Source organism: Ruegeria sp. CE12, assembly GCF_056537525.1.
Genome location: NZ_JBQFRS010000001.1, coordinates 625757 through 641755, shown reverse-complemented (window position 1 = coordinate 641755; position 15999 = coordinate 625757). Strand labels below are relative to the sequence as shown.

The window sequence follows — 15999 nt, the reverse complement described above, 5'->3', positions numbered from 1 at the left end:
TGCCATGTTCTTGAAGGGTAAAAACGTCAATCTAACCTCTTATAGCGACAATGAGGTCCATAACATTGGTGCCGGTCGGACCTGTCACCAACAGGGCGCCAGCCTGATCCAGAAAGCTCCCGCTGTCCGCTCGGTTCAGGGCGCTCACAGCACCCTCAGCCCATGTGGTGCCATCGATAATTGCGCCTGCAGCAGAGGTTGGGCCATCGGTGCCATCCGTTCCTCCGATTACGACAGTAATGTCCTCGCAGCTCGCAATCTCACGGGCCAGCGCCAGCCCCAACGCTTGATTGCGACCACCGCGACCCGGTTTGTCTGGCAACGTGACCGTTGGTTCGCCGCCAAAGATCATGGCACCGGGTTCCATATTGCGAATTTGCGCGCCAATCTTAGCGGCAATTGCCAAATAATCGTCGTGTAGTGCTTCTTCATTCAGATGAACTGCGTAGCCAGCTTTTTGTGCAGCCTCTGCCGCATCGGCCCGAGCATGGGCGTTTGAGGCGATAATGGATGCGGTTGCCTGAAATGCAGATGTATCGGGCAGGGCTCCGATCCCGGAGCCGATCACATTCAAGTCGTCGCCCGGAACATCAGATATCGCCAGAACAGTGACCCGTTTGCCAGAGAAAAGTGACAGCAGGCCGCTTCCCTTGATCTGCGATATTTTGCGCCTTTCAGCATTCATCGCGTGAATGTCTAAGCCTTTGGACAACAGATCCTTATTCAGCGCCGCAAGATCATCAAGGGTTTTGCCCGGGACCAGATCTTCGGCCAATGACGAAGCCCCTCCTGAGACGAGTAACAGCAAGTGCTCTTCCTGACCCATCGCCTCAACGGCTTCGCGCAATGCACGACCTCCGGTAAGGCTCCGTGCGTCGGGCACAGGATGGGATGCTTCAATCAACTGGACGTGCGAAGGCAGATCGTCAGCATGTCCATCTTTGGTGACGACCAAGGTTGGGACCTGTCCAAAGTGATCCAATGCAGCGCTGGCCATTGCCGCAGCGGGTTTGCCGACAGCCAGAATGCGATCGGGCTTCGGTACTGAACCCAAGGCCTTTTGGGTCGCGTTGTATCCGTCGACAGCCGCGACACCGGCCTTCCAGATCTCTACGGCTTGCGTTGCTTGTGTCATTAACTTTCCATCCAGATTGTCACTGGCCCGTCATTGACCAGTTCTACTGCCATATCGGCACCAAACTCCCCGGTCTCGACGGGCACGCCCAGGGCGGCCAGTTGCCGTGCGAATGTTTCGTAAAGATGTTTGCCGGTTTCAGGCGGGGCGGCCGTGGCGAAGCCCGGTCGATTTCCCCGGGATGTATCTGCCGCCAAGGTGAATTGACTGATCACCAATGCGGAACCGTTGATATCAAGTATCGACCGGTTCATTTTGCCGTTGTCGTCCTTGAAAATGCGGAGCTTGGAAATTTTCGAGGCGAGCTGTTCTGCCTTGGTCTCATCGTCTTCCTGCATCGCGCATACAAGGATCAGCAGCCCGGGGCCTGACCGTCCGATGACTGCCTTGTCCACTGAAACTGATGCCTGAGTGATTCTTTGAATCAAGGCCCGCATATCTTGTCCTCACTTCGGGGGTTGGACGGGCGGATTAACCGCGCCAATCGACAATCTCATCCACTGATGCGCGCTCGGTTCGAAACGCGTTGGCCGGGTGTTCTCTGTTCGGGTAGCCAAAGGAAATCGCGCACAGGACCAGGCGATCATCCGGTATCTGAAAGTATTGGTGCAGAAACGGGCCATAAGCTGCGACAGCTGCCTGTGGGATTGTGGCGATTCCCAATGCCTGAGCGGCAAGCGAAAATGCTGTTACGAACCCGCCACAGTCCATTGCGCCGTACGCGCCCAGTTCGGCAGGGCTCGAGATGATTGCACAATGCGGTGCTCCAAACAGAGAAAAATTCTCCATCATCTGCCTGGCCGATGCAGCGCGGTCGCCTTTTTCGATCCCGACGGCTTCATATAGTGCCCAGCCACAGGCGCGGCGGCGATCCTGATAAACACCGGAATACGAGCTGGGGAATGGCAAGTCCGGGGCAGGGGTGCCTGTCGCGGCCTCAATCTGAAGTGCTTCACGGAATGTATCCGTGTCTTCACCGCTGGTAACGACGACCTTCCAAGGCTGGGCGTTACACCAACTGGGAACACGCATCGCGCTGGACAGGATTTGTTCGATCTGGGCTTTGGGCACCAGATCGCGCTGGAAAGCGCGACAGGAATGGCGCTGATCAAGAAGCGAGTTCAAGGCTGCGAATGTCACGGATGGCCTCCCCCCAATCCAACGCGCGGCAGGATGGAGGTGACATTTGAGATGTGCAAGAGGCTAAGTGATCGAAACCCTAGCTGATGTGTTTCGGTCGTCGGTGGTTATTTTTGGCCCGTGGCCAGCAGGTAACCGACGCCAGCTGCAACAAGCAAACCCAGAACAACTGCAATGGTGATCTTAATCGCAGACCAGGGGCGTTCACCCTGAACCCGGCCGGTACGGCCGTTCACCACAAATCGATATGTTTGGCCCCGGTACTTGTACGCTGCCATCCATACCGGCAGCAGGATGTGCTTGAAGGTGACATCCCGCACTTCGGTCTCTAGCGCGTGAATCCTTTGTCTGTCGCCACCGATGTCGAACCGGACATCCCGCTCAATGACTCGCGCCATGTATTGACGGGCTTCCTTGTATCCTTCCTGCAGCTCAACAGTGTAGGCTTCGGCCCGGAACCCGGCCAGGTATTCTGGTTGATAGGGTTCCAATGCCGGAAGATCCCATGGCTCGAGGGCATCAGTATAGCTTTTAGGTAACGAGCGTGAGGCCAGCACCAGAACATCGTCGAAGAAGCGGGCGACACGTCCGGATTTTGGTGTCCAGCGTACCTTGGGAACCTGCTGCTGTACTGGTTTTCCGTCGCGCATAACGGTTCGTGTTTCATAATAAACAACACCCCGTTCGCCGCGATAGCTGGATTTCGTATCGGCATCAAAGGTCCAGTAAGGCACGTAAATGCCTTGCATTTTTCGTCCCTTGCGCGCGTATTCTTTCAACCCATTTGGTGCAAACCACAAACGGCCCAACCAATCGCCCATCGCCTTGTGGGCCGATCTTTCATCAAGTGCAAAAGGCAAAACGCCCCGAGGCTTGATATGTCGGTTCACTCCCGTGTCGGTTACGACTGGCGTGGCACAAAACGGGCATTCGGCTGCATGGGTGTTAGGATCAAACTCGACCTGAGCTGCGCAATTCGGGCAACTCAGAACTCGGGTCTCCTCGATCTCTGTCTCGGGCAGGCGATCTGCGATTGCAGCGTCGAAATCCAGCTCTCGAAGACTTGCACCACCCCAGGGACCGCTCGAGATCGGTTCTGAATGCCCGCAATGGTCACAGGTCAATGTGCCATCGCCGGGGTTGAACCGATAGTCTGCGCCACATTGGTCGCAGGGAAAGCGGTGCTCGTTTTCGCTCATCCTCAGATCGCCTTGTTGGTCAGAGCCGATAATGCCGTAAAGTCAGTCCAAACCTGCTTCACGCCCCCGGAGGGGGTGGAGGCAGGATCGTGAACAATTGTGCCAATTCCTGAACATCGCCAGCTTTCTTCCAACCGTCCTGACCGGCGGTCCAGACATGTGTGTCCCGGGTGATTTCCCCATCAGTCGCCATGCGTCCCATTTTGGCCTTGGAAAATGGCCCGCTGGTTTGCCCGTCGACCGCGATATGCCAGACATGCTCGACCGGTGGCGGAGGAGGCGGGGCCGCATGCGCTGCCGGTTGCGGAGCAGCGGGGGCGGGCGATCCCCACGGGCCGCTTGGCTGACCCGCTGCCATGTTCGACATCTGTTGTGCCATTGCCATGCCCATTCCCATGCCAAGGCCTGCACCCATGCCGCCGCCTTGGCCGGGGTTGTTGGCCGCAGCTGTCATGGCTTCTGCCGCAGAATACTGTGTGAACTTACCCAGATCACCAGCCAGCCCCATCGAGGTGCGCTTGTCCAAGGCGGCCTCGACCGCTGGGGGCAGCGAGATGTTCTCGATATAGAACTCAGGCATTTCCAGCCCATAGCCTTCAAGAACCGGAGAGACCTCGGCCGCAATCAGTTTGCCAAGATCAGCAGTGTTCGCTGCCATGTCCAGAACCGGAATGCCCGATCCTGCAATAACGCGGCTGAATTCCTGAACGATGATATTGCGGATCTGATAGCTGATTTCGTCCATGGTGAATTCACCATCGGTCCCGACGATTTCAACAAGGAATTTGGCAGGGTCCTTGACGCGAACGGTATATGTTCCGAATGCGCGAATGCGCGTTGGTCCGAATTCCGGGTCCCGCAGCATGATCGGGTTTTTGGTTCCCCATTTCAGGTCGTTGAAACGGGTGGTGTTGACGAAATAGATCTCGGACTTGAAAGGCGACTGGAAGCCGTGATCCCAGTGTTGCAACGTGGTCAGGATCGGCATGTTGTTGGTTTCAAGCATGTATAGGCCCGGCGTGAACACGTCTGCCAATTGCCCCTCATGCACGAAAACGGCGGCCTGACCTTCGCGGACGGTTAGCTTGGCGCCGTATTTGATCTCATGCCCTTCACGCTCGAACCGCCAGACCATAGTGTCCCGGGTGTCATCAACCCAATGGATGACATCAATAAATTCTCCGGTCAGAAAATCGAAAATTCCCATTTGGGTTCTCCTGTCCTTGGGGTCAGAGCGACTGACCCATCAATTCGCGTGCAATGATCCGCACCACAGGCCGCGCCTCATCAGCAGTCATGCCGGGTTTAAGGCGTGGATCATAAAGCAGTGTCAGTAGTTTTTCGTCGTGACTTGTCAGCAGGGCGAACTCGTCATCATCGTTGAATATTGAAGGCCGTGCAGAGGGGCTGTCGTTCGGCAGCCCCAAACCTTGTGCGATTTCTTCGTGAATACAGCTGAGCCGAACCAGATCCGGATGTTCGGCACGCACCAGCGCAACCGCGCGCGTGTAGGTGTGGGGCGAGCCGTTGGTGGCTGATGCGAAGACAAAGCAATAGAACGATTTGGGCAGCTTATCGAACAGATCCAGCTGCTTTTGACCGATGCCCGGGATCAGCTGTTTAAGGCGCGCCTGTACGTAAGCCGTATCATCTTCGCCCGCCACAAATACGTGGAAATTGGCATTTCTGTTGACGGTTGATACCGAATGCCCGGTCAGACGGGCAAGGCGGGCCGAATAGGATTCAATTCGCGCAGTGTCCTCTTTGCGGCGCTCAGGTGGGACGGATGGACCAAATTCCGGCCCAATACGAACCGGGCCAGACCAGCGGCTGAGCTGCCCGCTGGTTCGGGTCCGGCTGGTTGCAACCGACTGTCCCGGATATTCGCTATAAAACGCGATGGCCTCAAAGTTCTTGGCCAGATCTTCGGCGTCATACGGGGTGTCTGGTCCACCCCCATCTGTTCTGAGCAAGCCGCGCGTCAGAAGATTGCTTTGCACCCGCTCATAGTAGCGGGCCAGATCAAGACTGGCGGCCGAAGGCGCAACATAGGCATTCGCAGGGACCTGTGGCTGCACAGGCCGGGGTTGCGGCGGTATCGATGTGGTCAGCGCTGTATCACAATTGGCCAGAGCCAAGAGTGATAGTCCCGCCAGAACACGTCTCACCGAAATGTACCGCCGCACGATCAACCCGCCTTAGCCCGGAACCGCAGTTCCGGCGTTGTCACCGATACCATCTTTGCGTGCCTTTGCAGCGGCCAGTGTGTCGCGCAATTCGGTTTCCATCTTCTGAAGTTCTACTTCGGCAGCCGCTCGCTTGGCCTTGCCTTCGTCTGCAATCGCAAGGCTTTCGTTGATCGTACCGATCAGATCTGCGTTGGCCTGCTTCACGGCTTCGATGTCGAACACTCCACGCTCCATTTCTTCGCGGATCATCTTGTTCGACTGACGCAGATTGGCCGCGTTCGAAGTCAGCAACTCGTTGGTCAGATCATTGGCGTCGCGTACCGCTGCTGCAGCCTCGGCGCTGCGCTGGATGGTGACGGCCTGCGCTAGCTGTGTCTCCCACAGGGGGACTGTGTTCACCAGCGTCGAATTGATCTTGGTCACCAGAGACTTGTCGTTTTCCTGAACCAGACGGATCGACGGAAGCGATTGCATTGTCACCTGTCGGGTCAGCTTCAGGTCATGTACACGACGTTCCAGATCATCACGAGCAGCGCGCAGATCGCGCAATTCCTGCGCTTTCATCACCTGATCTTCTTCCGGTGCGGCCTGAACCTCGGCCTCTTTTTCTGGAATTTCCTGGCTGTCTAGCTCGGTCAGTTTTTCTTCGCCCGCTGCAATGTACAGTGCCAGTTCATCATAAAATCCCAGCGTCTTTTCGTAGAGCAGGTCCAGAGATTTGATGTCTTTGAGCAGAGTATGCTCGTGCCCCAGCAGGTCATCCGTGATCCTGTCGATCTGACCCTGAACCGCTTCGTACTGAGCGGTAAATTTAGCAAATGGTGCGGCCCTGCCCAGCAGTCTTTCCCACCAGCTGCGTTCGCGCCGTACATCCAGTTCACTGACCGAGAACCCGCGGATCGTGGTCACGATGTTGCGCAGGCTGTCACCCGCCGGACCAACATCCTTGTTACGCACATCTGCCAGCATTGCCTGGCTGATTTCCTGCAACTCTGATTGCGCAGACGATCCGAAGGCAACAATCGAGTTCGTGTTGCCCATGTCAATCTCATCCATCCGCTTCCGGATTTCGGCGCTGACGGGTTCGTCGGCCTCTTCAAGCGGGACTACCTCGGCTGCGGGTTCTGGCAGGGTCACAGAAGTGATTTCCTGAACCAGTGTTTCAGCTTCGACCGCCTTATTTTTGATTTCATCTGACATGAAGATGTTCCTCGCTCAAATAATAGCCGGTCAGTCCAACCGGACGCCTTCGCGCTGCAGTCTTTCGCGCAACACGTCGATTTCGACCGTCAGATCACTGCGGTCATCCAAAAGCATTTTGCGGGTACGCGCAGCGAAATTCTGTTCTAGATCGTCCAGCAAAGAAGAGTAATCCGCCAAAGCCTGCGCATCGCGGGTTCGGGCATAAACATCGGCAAATTTCACAGTGGCGTCTCGCGCGCCCTGCAAATAAACCGTCAGGTATTTTCGGGCACCCGCCAGATCACGGGGATCTTCCTCTACGGTTCTGAACAGATCGCGCGCAGTGGTTTGAAACCGCTCAACGCGCGCTTCGATCTTGCGATCACCTGCGCGTTTGATCGCGTCCGACATCTCGGTCAAATGAGTTTCTGCGTCTTCAACCACGCGAGCGACACGATCCTGCTGGAAGGTATCGATGCCTTCCATTCCTTTGTCCTTCATCGGATCAAGACCGAACGAGACCGAATGCAGAGCAGTCGCAGCGGCCCCATAGAGGACAGGCGCCAGTGCGCTGACCTGTGAAGCGGTTTCAGCATCCACAAATTCTGACCGATACGACGCCAGTGCGGCACCCAAACCGGTCAGAACGCTGGAGAATATCTTGCGGGGAAAGGCAGGACGTCTTGCCGTTCGACGTGCATTGTATTCTGCTTCAGCCTTCAGTCCCTCTCTCAACAGTAGTGCCGCAGCGGTTAGCAGACCGGCTGCGATCAGGCCGATTATCATTCCGACCGCGCCATCGTTCAATGACAGGAAGATCAGAGGGATAGCGGGTAAGAACAAAACATTTGCGCGGGCGCCTGCGGGATTCACACGGGCGCCGTCGAATTGTCCACGCTCGGGTTGACTATCGGACGACCCTCCACCGTCAGGGCTGAATTTTCCGCCATAGCGTTTAGCCATGCGTCTATAAGCCCCCCAACAAGCCGGTACATACACCGAACAGCAACACAAGCAGCGCCGCGTAGGCCAGTTTTTGCACTCCGGATCCGGACATAGCGCCCCCTAGTAGCCGCATTTATAGAAAATTTAGTGGAAGCACCGGTCCGGCGCTAGGGGGAAGGTTGCATAACCATCGTCAATTGCGAGGATTCTTGCCGCCGGGGGCCTTTTTCCTTTGCGGGCGCTGTGGCCGTTTGGCTTTGGGTTTCTGATCGGGCTCTGCTTCTAACCCCAGCTGGTCACGAAGCACGCGGCGCCGAATCTCTTCAACTTCACCCGGTTTCAGATCTCCCAACTGGAAAGGTCCGTAGGACACGCGCAGCAGGCGGTTTACACTATAGCCGATGTCTTCCATGGCGCGACGAATTTCGCGGTTTTTGCCTTCGCGCAGCCCGATAGTCAGCCAGGCGTTTGCACCTTGCTGCCGATCAAGTGCAACCGTCATTGGCTGAAACTTTTGCCCGTCAATCACAAGACCCTTGCGAAGTGGCGCGAAGTCTTCATCTTTCGGGCGGCCATTGATCCGGACCCGATATTTACGGAGCCAGCCGGTTGCCGGAAGTTCCAGTTTGCGTTTGATGCCGCCATCATTTGTCAGCAACAACAGACCTTCGGAGTTCAAGTCCAGTCGCCCGACGCTCATCACCCGGGGCATATCCTCGGGCAACTCGTCGAAGATCGTTGTTCGACCTTTTTCATCTCGTGTTGTTGTCACCAGTCCCACAGGCTTGTGATACAGCCACAACCGGGCGGGCTCGGGCTCGGAAACGGGTTTGCCATCGACCGTGATCTTGTCCCGGGCTGTGACGTTCAGGGCAGGGCTGTCAATTGCCTTACCATTCACCGTTACACGGCCGGCTTCGATCATGCGTTCAGCCTCGCGGCGCGAGGCGATGCCTGCGCGGGCCAGTACTTTGGCGATCCGGTCGCCGGGAGGAGGAGTGTTGCTCATCCTCAGGCCATAACGCATCCCGGCGACTTGCGAAAGCCAGGTTTCTGGGGCAGTCAAAGGCATGACATTCAGATCGCATATGGAACTTGCGCTGCGGGAAGCGCGCGCAGCGGCAGACCGGGGGGAAGTCCCGGTTGGTGCGGTCATTGTGTCGAGGGATGGTCAGGTTGTTGCATCTGCCGGCAATCGGACCCGGGAATTGAAAGACCCCACCGCACACGCTGAAATTCTGGCCTTGCGCGCGGCCTGCGCCGCGACTGGTTCCGAACGGTTGCCGGATCATGATCTCTACGTGACCCTTGAACCTTGTGCCATGTGCGCGGCAGCGTTGGCCGCCGTACGCATACGCCGAATTTACTATGGGGCGTCTGATCCGAAGTCTGGCGGCGTTGCGCATGGGGCGCGGGTGTTTTCGCACCCACAGGCGCACCACACCCCTGAGATCTATGACGGCATTGCAGCAGATGAAGCCGCCGATATGCTGAGGACTTTCTTTCTCGCGCAGAGAAAGGCAGGGGGCGGCGACTGATATTTGGCCCCGATCAACTCGCCGCGCACCATAGTCGCAAGTAATTCAGATCTTGATGGCCTTCATCACTTCAGGTTCGATCACACTGACGCCGGGGAGGCCATTGATCAGGTCTTCAGCAGATTGTTCCAGGATCGGAAATGTCTTGTAGTGGCAGGGGATTACGGTCTTGAAATTAAAGTATCGCTTTGCTGCATAAGCCGCGCCCTTCATGTCCATCGTAAAGTGGCCGCCTGCAGACAGGATTGCGATGTCGGGTTTATAATAATCACCCATCCAATCCATGTCTGCCATGATGTCAGTATCGCCTGAAACATAGAGCATGTGCCCCTCTGCGGCGATCATGAAACCAACTTCGGTTCCGCCTGTGCGCACCCCGTCGGGCGTTGAAAACGTGGAGCTGTGCGAAGCGGGTACCATGGTGACCTTGATGCCGTTCAGGTTCACTGTCCCCCCCTTGTTGAAGCCAATGGTCTCAATTCCTTCGGCCTCGCTCCAGTAGCCCATCAGATCGTATTGTCCGACCACTGGAATCTTCAGGTGTTTGGCCAAAGGCAGCACATCGACGACATGATCGAAATGGGCATGGGTTAGGAGAATGTGAGTTGCATCCTGAACTGCTTCGTCATGATGTTGTTCAGAAAGTGAAGGGTTCCCGGTCAGCCATGGATCGATCAAAAGAACCTGTCCCGCGACCTCAATACGAAAGCTGCCATGCCCCAGCCAAACGATATTCATAATTGTCCTCCTGAAAGTGGTTTAGCCGCAGCCTAGCATCCACTATGTAAAAATCTATGGAATGGATGCGTGAAATAGATGGATATTGCGAACGGTTGTCGCCCGCCTATTGGGCCGAGCCGGTAAACGCAGTAACAAATGCTGCTTTTCTGGTTGCGGCCTTGATTATGTGGTTGCGTGTGCGCGGGCAGGGGATGCCTTTGGCAAACCTGCTGGTAGCGTTGCTGGCGATCATTGGGGTAGGCAGTTATTTGTTCCATACGCATGCCCGGGTTTGGGCCGCGATTGCAGATACAACCCCAATTTTATTGTTCATTCTGGTCTATATCTACGCTGTAAATCGGGACATCTGGAAACTGAAAACGTGGCAGGCTCTGGGATTGACCGCATTGTTCTTTCCCTACGCAGCACTGACAATTCCGCTTTTCCAATTTATTCCGGGGATCGGTGGATCGGCAGCCTATGCGCCCGTGCCTCTTTTGATCCTAATCTACGCTGCTTTGCTGCGCGGCAGAGATCCGCATACCGCGCGCGGTTTAGCTATCGGTGCAGTGATCCTGATCGCCTCTATCACTTTCCGTGCGTTGGATGAACCTATGTGCAACCGCTTGCCGCTGGGTACTCATTTTATGTGGCACATTCTCAATGCCATCATGCTGGGATGGATGATCGAGGTGTATCGCAGAGCCGTGGTTCGCAGCCGATTTACATAGCTGCGATGTAGTCGCTGTCAGAAGCTGGAGCTCTTGATAACCTCCGCGACACGCTCACCGATGATACGGCTCGATTTGCGGGACGGGTGAATCAGATCGAACGAGAAATATGAGGCATCGCCCGGTTTTGCGACATCCTGTGCAGAGACATAGATGATGCCATTATCATGCTCTGCAAGTTTCGCGATGCGCTCTTCAAATTCGTCACCTTCGCTTTTGCAATGCTCAATCGGAGTAATCAGCTCAGGGCTTCGCAGATAACCTACATAAATTACTTTAGTGCCGGTCTTGCGGATTTCGCGCAAGAAGCTGGGAACTTGCCCGGATTGACCATCGACTGAAATCATCTTGTCCAGAACGGGTCCGCATCTTGAACATCCGCAACCAAGCATCAGGTCGTTGCCGCCACCGTTTACAATGGCCCAGTCCCACTGACCCTTGATGAACTGAGCCTGAACACCGGAGGTTGGCTTTCCATCATCGGTGAATTTTGTTTGCATCCATGCCGCCGAAGCTGATCGGTCCAATACCGGTGCGCCGATCCTCTCTTCGACGACGTCCGGAATGGCCGAACCTGACATGGAATTCCACGCCATAAGCGAGTCGCCAACAGCAATTACTTTTGCGTCGGGCGTGCTTGACGGAACTTCCTGGCATCCCATCAGTAAGCTGATCAGGCCAATTAGCAGAAACAGTTTTTTGGACATGGCAGACTCAGTTCTTGGAAATGTCTTTTGAACGAAAAGACAGGCAATTGGTAAATTCGAGGTTAATCTCTAAATGATACTATGCTTGTGATTTATTCAGTTTCGAAAAGCCGATGCAAGCTGTTCGGGTAATTCGAATTCTTCAAGAACGCGCGCACGACCCTCATTAGACATTTTGCGTGCTGTTTTTTCCACAATGCTCTGAATCTTTTCAGCCGAATGCTTCGCGGCGAAGGGCTGAAAATACCATTTCAGGAAGACAAAGCAGATCACATCTTCCAGGGCCTGCACTTCGGCGTCTCTTTTGATTCCTTGCTTGCGCAGCATGCGTCCCACTGCATCAATCTGATCCGGTTCGTATCCCGCCTGGGCCATCAAATCTGCGACAACCTGAGCATGATGTTCGCCTTGCGCGCGCCGCCATGTAAGATACCCGGTCCGACCTTCCGGATACTCAGATCGTGCAAGTTTCCAGCGTTCGACATGTTGCCCACGTGCTGCGATCTGCAAGGGTTCCGAGGCGCCGGGGAACAGGCGATTCAGCTCTGCAGTCATCCGCTTTCCATAGAGCAGTGTTTCAGGCTGGCTATCATCCATATTGGGATCGACCGAGTTGGCCGCATCAATGGCGTCCAGCACATTTTGCATCCGCGCGCTCATTTTTCGCTCCGGTCCTTGCTTGGCTTCATGCGTAGTGTCGCATGAAACCGCGATAGCTTGATCTGTTCACGCTCATGAATGGCTGAGCGGAATGCAGCATTCAATCAAAAAGAAGCGATGCTGGAAATAAGTAGGCCGGATGTAGGGGGGTGAGTTTTATAGAAATGTATCAGGGCCGGGCCATAGGGGAGGGAATGGCCCGGCCATCTTGCAATCATCATCCGGTTATTTGCGAATGACAGACTTATCCTGGGTTACCTGATCGGCTGACTGATCGGGGAAAGTCAGCAGGGGGGTCAAGTTGGTATCAGGGATACCCAGAGCCATTGCTGGCGCAGACAATGTTGCAAGTGTCAGTGAAAGGGTGATCATCAGGGATTTCATGGTCGTTCTCCAAACTGAACTGTTCCGTTCACTTCATTAAGTGTTGGTGTCGCTGGTCTTCAATGGAGAAGGTGAACTAACTGGTTCACTTCCGTGCATAGCAGGTATTCAAATCTGATTAGGTCAACTTCTAAAACGACTCGAACAGGGCAGGGAGTTCGTTGTGCACAGTGTTTGCCAGTGGTCTTGCGACTGCTGCGGCAGACAGGTAAATGCCGGGTAACGCATATGAGGGTTCCCATGTCGATTGACCAAAGCACCGCCGCCAAGGTGGCCAAACTGGCCCGGATCAAGGTCGAGGATGACGCGCTGCCGGCGCTGGCATCTGAATTCAACACCATTCTTGGGTTCATTGAGCAATTGAATGAAGTAGACGTCGAAGGCGTTGAGCCGATGGTTTCGGTCGAGCCGATGCGCCTGAAACGTCGTGAGGATGTGGTCACCGATGGCAATCAGCAGGACAAGATTCTGGCCAATGCCCCCGATGCACGCGAAGGCTTTTTCGCCGTTCCCAAGGTTGTGGAGTAAGACATGAGCGATCTGAACAAACTGGGCCTGGCCGAAGCTCGTGACGCGCTGCGCGCTGGTGACGTAACCTCTGTCGAGCTGACAGAATCCTGCCTGGAGGCGATTGATGACGCAGATGCGCTGAACGCTTTTGTCCACAAAACGCCCGAGATCGCGCTCGAGCGCGCCAAGGCGGCGGATGAGCGGATCAAAGGTGGTGATGCCCCGTCAATGTGTGGCTTGCCGATTGGTATCAAGGACCTGTTCTGCACTAAGGGTGTCCCCTCGCAGGCGGCTTCGAAAATTCTTGAAGGTTTCAAGCCTGAATACGAATCCACTGTCTCCCAGCAACTGGCCGATTCAGGCGCGGTAATGTTGGGTAAGCTTAACATGGACGAATTTGCCATGGGTTCGTCCAACGAAACATCGATCTACGGCAACGCGGTCAGCCCGTGGCGTCGTGGCAATGACGACGCGCAGCTTACGCCGGGCGGCTCGTCCGGTGGGTCGGCATCTGCTGTGGCTGCAGATCTGTGCCTTGCTGCCACTGGTACAGATACTGGTGGTTCGATCCGCCAGCCTGCTGCCTTTACCGGCATCACCGGTATCAAGCCAACCTACGGACGCTGCTCTCGCTGGGGCATCATCGCGTTTGCATCTTCGCTGGATCAGGCCGGTCCGATGACCAAGAACGTGCGCGATGCGGCAATTATGCTCGAAGCGATGTGCGGTCATGACCCGAAGGATTCCACAAGCGCGGAACTGGCCGTCCCGAATTTTGAGGCGATGCTGACCGGCGACATCAAGGGCAAGAAAATCGGTATCCCTAAAGAATACCGTATGGAGGGCATGCCCGCCGAGATTGAAAAGCTGTGGGCCGATGGTGCCGAAATGCTGAAAGCAGCAGGTGCCGAGATCGTCGATATTTCTCTGCCGCACACGAAATATGCGCTGCCTGCATATTATGTGATCGCTCCGGCCGAGGCTTCGTCGAACCTCGCCCGCTATGACGGTGTACGCTATGGCCGCCGTGCCACGCTGGCGCAGGGCGACGGCATCACCGAGATGTACGAAAAGACCCGCGCCGAGGGCTTTGGCCACGAAGTTCAGCGCCGTGTCATGGTCGGAACCTATGTTCTGTCGGCTGGTTTCTATGATGCCTACTACAACCGTGCACGTAAGGTGCGGAACCTGATCAAGAAAGACTTTGAAGATGTCTTTGCCGCAGGTATCGACGCCATCCTGACCCCGGCCACGCCTTCGGCCTCTTTCGGTCTGGGTGAAATGACCGAGGCTGACCCTGTTCAAATGTATTTGAACGACGTGTTCACGGTGACCGTAAACCTGGCTGGTCTGCCCGGTATTTCGGTGCCTGCTGGTCTGGACACACAAGGTCTGCCATTGGGGCTGCAGTTGATCGGTCGTCCGTGGGAAGAAGGTGACCTGCTTAACACCGCCTACGCCCTTGAAGAGGCCGCAGGGTTTGTGGCCAAGCCCGGGAAATGGTGGTAAGCCTCAAGGCAACAAAACTAAGCAGAGCGGAGCAGCTAAATGCGCAAATTGCTTCTGATCCCGGCCATTGGGTTAATCGCTGGATGTGAGACCGTGGCACCAGTTGCCGGGACAGGTTTCAACACGCCCCAGTATCAGGCGCAGCGTGAAGCGCAGCTGGCAGGCCAGGGCGTTGCGGGAAATCCGCTTCTGCCTCCGTCCGAAGTCTCACAGCAGCCGCTGTCGGCGCAAGGAGCGGCGACAGCGATACCGCCCACCACCGGTGACAGCGCTGATGATATCGCAAACCAGACGGCTGCCGCACTGGCAAGCACGTCGGGGCAGACGATTCCATCAACAACCGTAGCTCCTTCGAGCAACACCGGTATATCTGACGAACAGGATTTCGGTGCTGTATCCAACCGGCGTAGCATCGAATCCGACGCCGCGCGGATTGAACAGAACCGCCAGACCTATGAAGTGGTCGCGCCAACAGCAGTGCCTCAGCGTAGCCAGGATGGTCAGCCCAATATCGTTCAATATGCGCTGAGCACATCTAACCCGGTTGGTACGCAGCTTTACAGCCGCGCGGGTTTTAACCTGCAGGCCAAAGCTGAACGGAACTGTGCTCAGTACCCATCATCGGATCAGGCGCAGATCGCATTCCTGTCCAATGGTGGCCCGCAGCGGGATCGCAAAGGTCTGGATCCCGACGGTGATGGATTTGCGTGCAGCTGGGATCCAAGCCCGTTCCGCAGTGCGGTCAACAACTGAGTCGCTGGTGCCGATCTGGCACCCGTCCCCTAATTTCGGACCACGCCGGGATGGTCTCGAACCGTCTTTGGTGGTCATCCACTATACAGCCATGGATTCTGCCGAGGCGGCGCTTGAACGCCTGTGCGACCCGGCCGCCGAGGTGTCGGCGCATTACCTGATCGCTGGCGATGGGCGCCTTTGGCAGATGGTTCGTGAGGAAGACCGCGCGTGGCACGCTGGCGCAGGGGAATGGCGAGGCCAAAAGGATATCAACTCCCGTTCAATCGGAATCGAGCTCGACAATCGTGGCGATCACCCGTTTTCCGAACTCCAAATGGCAGCTCTGGAGAATCTGCTTCAGGACATCATGGATAGGTGGGGCATAGCTCCTGATGGGGTGATTGGTCATTCTGACATGGCGCCCGGTCGCAAGTTCGATCCTGGAGCACGTTTTGACTGGCAAAGACTAGAACGGAAGAAACTGGCGCAACAACGCAGCTTTGGTGAAAATCCGCAAGCTGCAGCGATGCAATCGTTTCGTGCTTTAGCGCATGATGCAGGGTTCACAGCCGAAGCCGATGACGAGGTTCTGTTGGCCGCTGTTCGGCTAAGATACCGCCCCTGGGCGAAAGGGCCATTGGAGCCGACTGATCTTTCTCCGCTTCGCAATACTGTTCGCCGGACCTGACTGCGCTTCACTTAGCTGCAGATGCCA

The 15999-nt window shown here is 55.9% G+C and carries 19 protein-coding genes; 6 read left to right on the top strand and 13 right to left on the bottom strand.

The genetic code is table 11. The annotated features are described in order from the left end of the window. Positions 1-31: 31 nt before the first annotated feature. The 9 genes from ACR0IO_RS03215 to ACR0IO_RS03175 all read right to left on the bottom strand — a co-directional run bounded on the left by ACR0IO_RS03215 (position 32) and on the right by ACR0IO_RS03175 (position 8799). A complete protein-coding gene (locus tag ACR0IO_RS03215) occupies positions 32-1135 on the bottom strand; it encodes a glycerate kinase type-2 family protein (protein ID WP_480739532.1) in 1104 nt (367 codons plus the stop codon). Further along, entirely contained in the window at positions 1135-1572 is a 438-nt protein-coding gene (gene dtd / locus ACR0IO_RS03210) for a D-aminoacyl-tRNA deacylase (RefSeq protein WP_480739530.1), read from the bottom strand. The genes ACR0IO_RS03215 and dtd overlap by 1 nt, the downstream gene beginning before the upstream one ends. A gap of 34 nt (positions 1573-1606) precedes the next feature. Continuing rightward, the gene (locus tag ACR0IO_RS03205) at positions 1607-2275 is read right to left on the bottom strand and encodes a nitroreductase (protein WP_480739528.1); all 669 of its coding nucleotides are present in this window, start codon (positions 2273-2275) and stop codon (positions 1607-1609) included. A gap of 107 nt (positions 2276-2382) precedes the next feature. Beyond that, positions 2383-3474 (bottom strand): TFIIB-type zinc finger domain-containing protein, encoded by a 1092-nt coding sequence (locus ACR0IO_RS03200; protein ID WP_480739526.1) that lies wholly within the window; start codon positions 3472-3474, stop codon positions 2383-2385. Between the two features lie 58 nt (positions 3475-3532). Continuing rightward, on the bottom strand, positions 3533-4681 hold the full coding sequence (locus tag ACR0IO_RS03195; protein ID WP_155145394.1) for an SPFH domain-containing protein: 1149 nt from the start codon (positions 4679-4681) through the stop codon (positions 3533-3535). A 22-nt stretch (positions 4682-4703) separates the two neighbouring features. Beyond that, positions 4704-5666 (bottom strand): DUF2927 domain-containing protein, encoded by a 963-nt coding sequence (locus ACR0IO_RS03190; RefSeq protein ID WP_480739524.1) that lies wholly within the window; start codon positions 5664-5666, stop codon positions 4704-4706. A gap of 6 nt (positions 5667-5672) precedes the next feature. Beyond that, positions 5673-6863 (bottom strand): toxic anion resistance protein, encoded by a 1191-nt coding sequence (locus tag ACR0IO_RS03185; protein ID WP_480739522.1) that lies wholly within the window; start codon positions 6861-6863, stop codon positions 5673-5675. 30 nt (positions 6864-6893) lie between these two features. Next, positions 6894-7808: a 5-bromo-4-chloroindolyl phosphate hydrolysis family protein gene (locus tag ACR0IO_RS03180; RefSeq protein WP_480739519.1), complete on the bottom strand. Its 915-nt coding sequence runs from the start codon at positions 7806-7808 to the stop codon at positions 6894-6896. Between the two features lie 175 nt (positions 7809-7983). Continuing rightward, on the bottom strand, positions 7984-8799 hold the full coding sequence (locus ACR0IO_RS03175) for a pseudouridine synthase (RefSeq protein ID WP_480739517.1): 816 nt from the start codon (positions 8797-8799) through the stop codon (positions 7984-7986). 61 nt (positions 8800-8860) lie between these two features. On the opposite strand from ACR0IO_RS03175, the gene ACR0IO_RS03170 reads away from it, so the two are divergent. After that, positions 8861-9328 carry a nucleoside deaminase gene (locus ACR0IO_RS03170; RefSeq protein ID WP_480739515.1) on the top strand — a complete coding sequence of 156 codons (468 nt, stop codon included), beginning with the start codon at positions 8861-8863 and terminating at the stop codon, positions 9326-9328. Between the two features lie 45 nt (positions 9329-9373). On the opposite strand, the gene ACR0IO_RS03165 is transcribed toward ACR0IO_RS03170, so the two are convergent. Continuing rightward, positions 9374-10066 carry a metal-dependent hydrolase gene (locus ACR0IO_RS03165; RefSeq protein ID WP_480739512.1) on the bottom strand — a complete coding sequence of 231 codons (693 nt, stop codon included), beginning with the start codon at positions 10064-10066 and terminating at the stop codon, positions 9374-9376. 56 nt (positions 10067-10122) lie between these two features. On the opposite strand from ACR0IO_RS03165, the gene ACR0IO_RS03160 reads away from it, so the two are divergent. Further along, the gene (locus ACR0IO_RS03160) at positions 10123-10779 is read left to right on the top strand and encodes a ceramidase domain-containing protein (RefSeq protein WP_480739509.1); all 657 of its coding nucleotides are present in this window, start codon (positions 10123-10125) and stop codon (positions 10777-10779) included. Positions 10780-10796: 17 nt separating this feature from the next. Here ACR0IO_RS03160 and ACR0IO_RS03155 read toward each other — a convergent pair whose 3' ends face one another. From ACR0IO_RS03155 to ACR0IO_RS03145, 3 genes are all read right to left on the bottom strand, one after another. Beyond that, entirely contained in the window at positions 10797-11486 is a 690-nt protein-coding gene (locus ACR0IO_RS03155; RefSeq protein WP_480739507.1) for an SGNH/GDSL hydrolase family protein, read from the bottom strand. Between the two features lie 96 nt (positions 11487-11582). Beyond that, complete coding sequence (locus tag ACR0IO_RS03150; RefSeq protein WP_480739505.1) at positions 11583-12146, bottom strand: DUF4202 domain-containing protein; 564 nt, start codon at positions 12144-12146, stop codon at positions 11583-11585. Between the two features lie 225 nt (positions 12147-12371). After that, positions 12372-12530 carry a hypothetical protein gene (locus ACR0IO_RS03145; protein WP_480739503.1) on the bottom strand — a complete coding sequence of 53 codons (159 nt, stop codon included), beginning with the start codon at positions 12528-12530 and terminating at the stop codon, positions 12372-12374. A gap of 240 nt (positions 12531-12770) precedes the next feature. On the opposite strand from ACR0IO_RS03145, the gene gatC reads away from it, so the two are divergent. From gatC to ACR0IO_RS03125, 4 genes are read left to right on the top strand one after another with little or no spacing between them, the layout of a single operon-like run. Further along, on the top strand, positions 12771-13058 hold the full coding sequence (gene gatC / locus ACR0IO_RS03140; RefSeq protein ID WP_155145374.1) for an Asp-tRNA(Asn)/Glu-tRNA(Gln) amidotransferase subunit GatC: 288 nt from the start codon (positions 12771-12773) through the stop codon (positions 13056-13058). 3 nt (positions 13059-13061) lie between these two features. Further along, on the top strand, positions 13062-14549 hold the full coding sequence (gene gatA / locus ACR0IO_RS03135; RefSeq protein WP_480739500.1) for an Asp-tRNA(Asn)/Glu-tRNA(Gln) amidotransferase subunit GatA: 1488 nt from the start codon (positions 13062-13064) through the stop codon (positions 14547-14549). Between the two features lie 39 nt (positions 14550-14588). Further along, positions 14589-15302: a hypothetical protein gene (locus ACR0IO_RS03130; RefSeq protein WP_480739498.1), complete on the top strand. Its 714-nt coding sequence runs from the start codon at positions 14589-14591 to the stop codon at positions 15300-15302. Continuing rightward, positions 15286-15972, top strand: a complete 687-nt coding sequence (locus tag ACR0IO_RS03125) for an N-acetylmuramoyl-L-alanine amidase (RefSeq protein ID WP_480739496.1) — start codon at positions 15286-15288, stop codon at positions 15970-15972. Before ACR0IO_RS03130 ends, ACR0IO_RS03125 begins: the two co-directional genes overlap by 17 nt. The last annotated feature ends 27 nt before the right edge of the window (positions 15973-15999 follow it).

Coding starts and splice junctions, on each gene's coding strand:
- ACR0IO_RS03215 (WP_480739532.1), bottom strand. CDS start 1,135: ATGACACAAGCAACGCAAGCCGTAGAGATCTGGAAGGCCGGTGTCGCG.
- gatA (WP_480739500.1), top strand. CDS start 13,062: ATGAGCGATCTGAACAAACTGGGCCTGGCCGAAGCTCGTGACGCGCTG.
- ACR0IO_RS03175 (WP_480739517.1), bottom strand. CDS start 8,799: ATGAGCAACACTCCTCCTCCCGGCGACCGGATCGCCAAAGTACTGGCC.
- ACR0IO_RS03155 (WP_480739507.1), bottom strand. CDS start 11,486: ATGTCCAAAAAACTGTTTCTGCTAATTGGCCTGATCAGCTTACTGATG.
- gatC (WP_155145374.1), top strand. CDS start 12,771: ATGTCGATTGACCAAAGCACCGCCGCCAAGGTGGCCAAACTGGCCCGG.
- ACR0IO_RS03180 (WP_480739519.1), bottom strand. CDS start 7,808: ATGGCTAAACGCTATGGCGGAAAATTCAGCCCTGACGGTGGAGGGTCG.
- ACR0IO_RS03200 (WP_480739526.1), bottom strand. CDS start 3,474: ATGAGCGAAAACGAGCACCGCTTTCCCTGCGACCAATGTGGCGCAGAC.
- ACR0IO_RS03185 (WP_480739522.1), bottom strand. CDS start 6,863: ATGTCAGATGAAATCAAAAATAAGGCGGTCGAAGCTGAAACACTGGTT.
- ACR0IO_RS03170 (WP_480739515.1), top strand. CDS start 8,861: ATGACATTCAGATCGCATATGGAACTTGCGCTGCGGGAAGCGCGCGCA.
- ACR0IO_RS03150 (WP_480739505.1), bottom strand. CDS start 12,146: ATGAGCGCGCGGATGCAAAATGTGCTGGACGCCATTGATGCGGCCAAC.
- dtd (WP_480739530.1), bottom strand. CDS start 1,572: ATGCGGGCCTTGATTCAAAGAATCACTCAGGCATCAGTTTCAGTGGAC.
- ACR0IO_RS03145 (WP_480739503.1), bottom strand. CDS start 12,530: ATGAAATCCCTGATGATCACCCTTTCACTGACACTTGCAACATTGTCT.
- ACR0IO_RS03165 (WP_480739512.1), bottom strand. CDS start 10,066: ATGAATATCGTTTGGCTGGGGCATGGCAGCTTTCGTATTGAGGTCGCG.
- ACR0IO_RS03160 (WP_480739509.1), top strand. CDS start 10,123: ATGGAATGGATGCGTGAAATAGATGGATATTGCGAACGGTTGTCGCCC.
- ACR0IO_RS03195 (WP_155145394.1), bottom strand. CDS start 4,681: ATGGGAATTTTCGATTTTCTGACCGGAGAATTTATTGATGTCATCCAT.
- ACR0IO_RS03130 (WP_480739498.1), top strand. CDS start 14,589: ATGCGCAAATTGCTTCTGATCCCGGCCATTGGGTTAATCGCTGGATGT.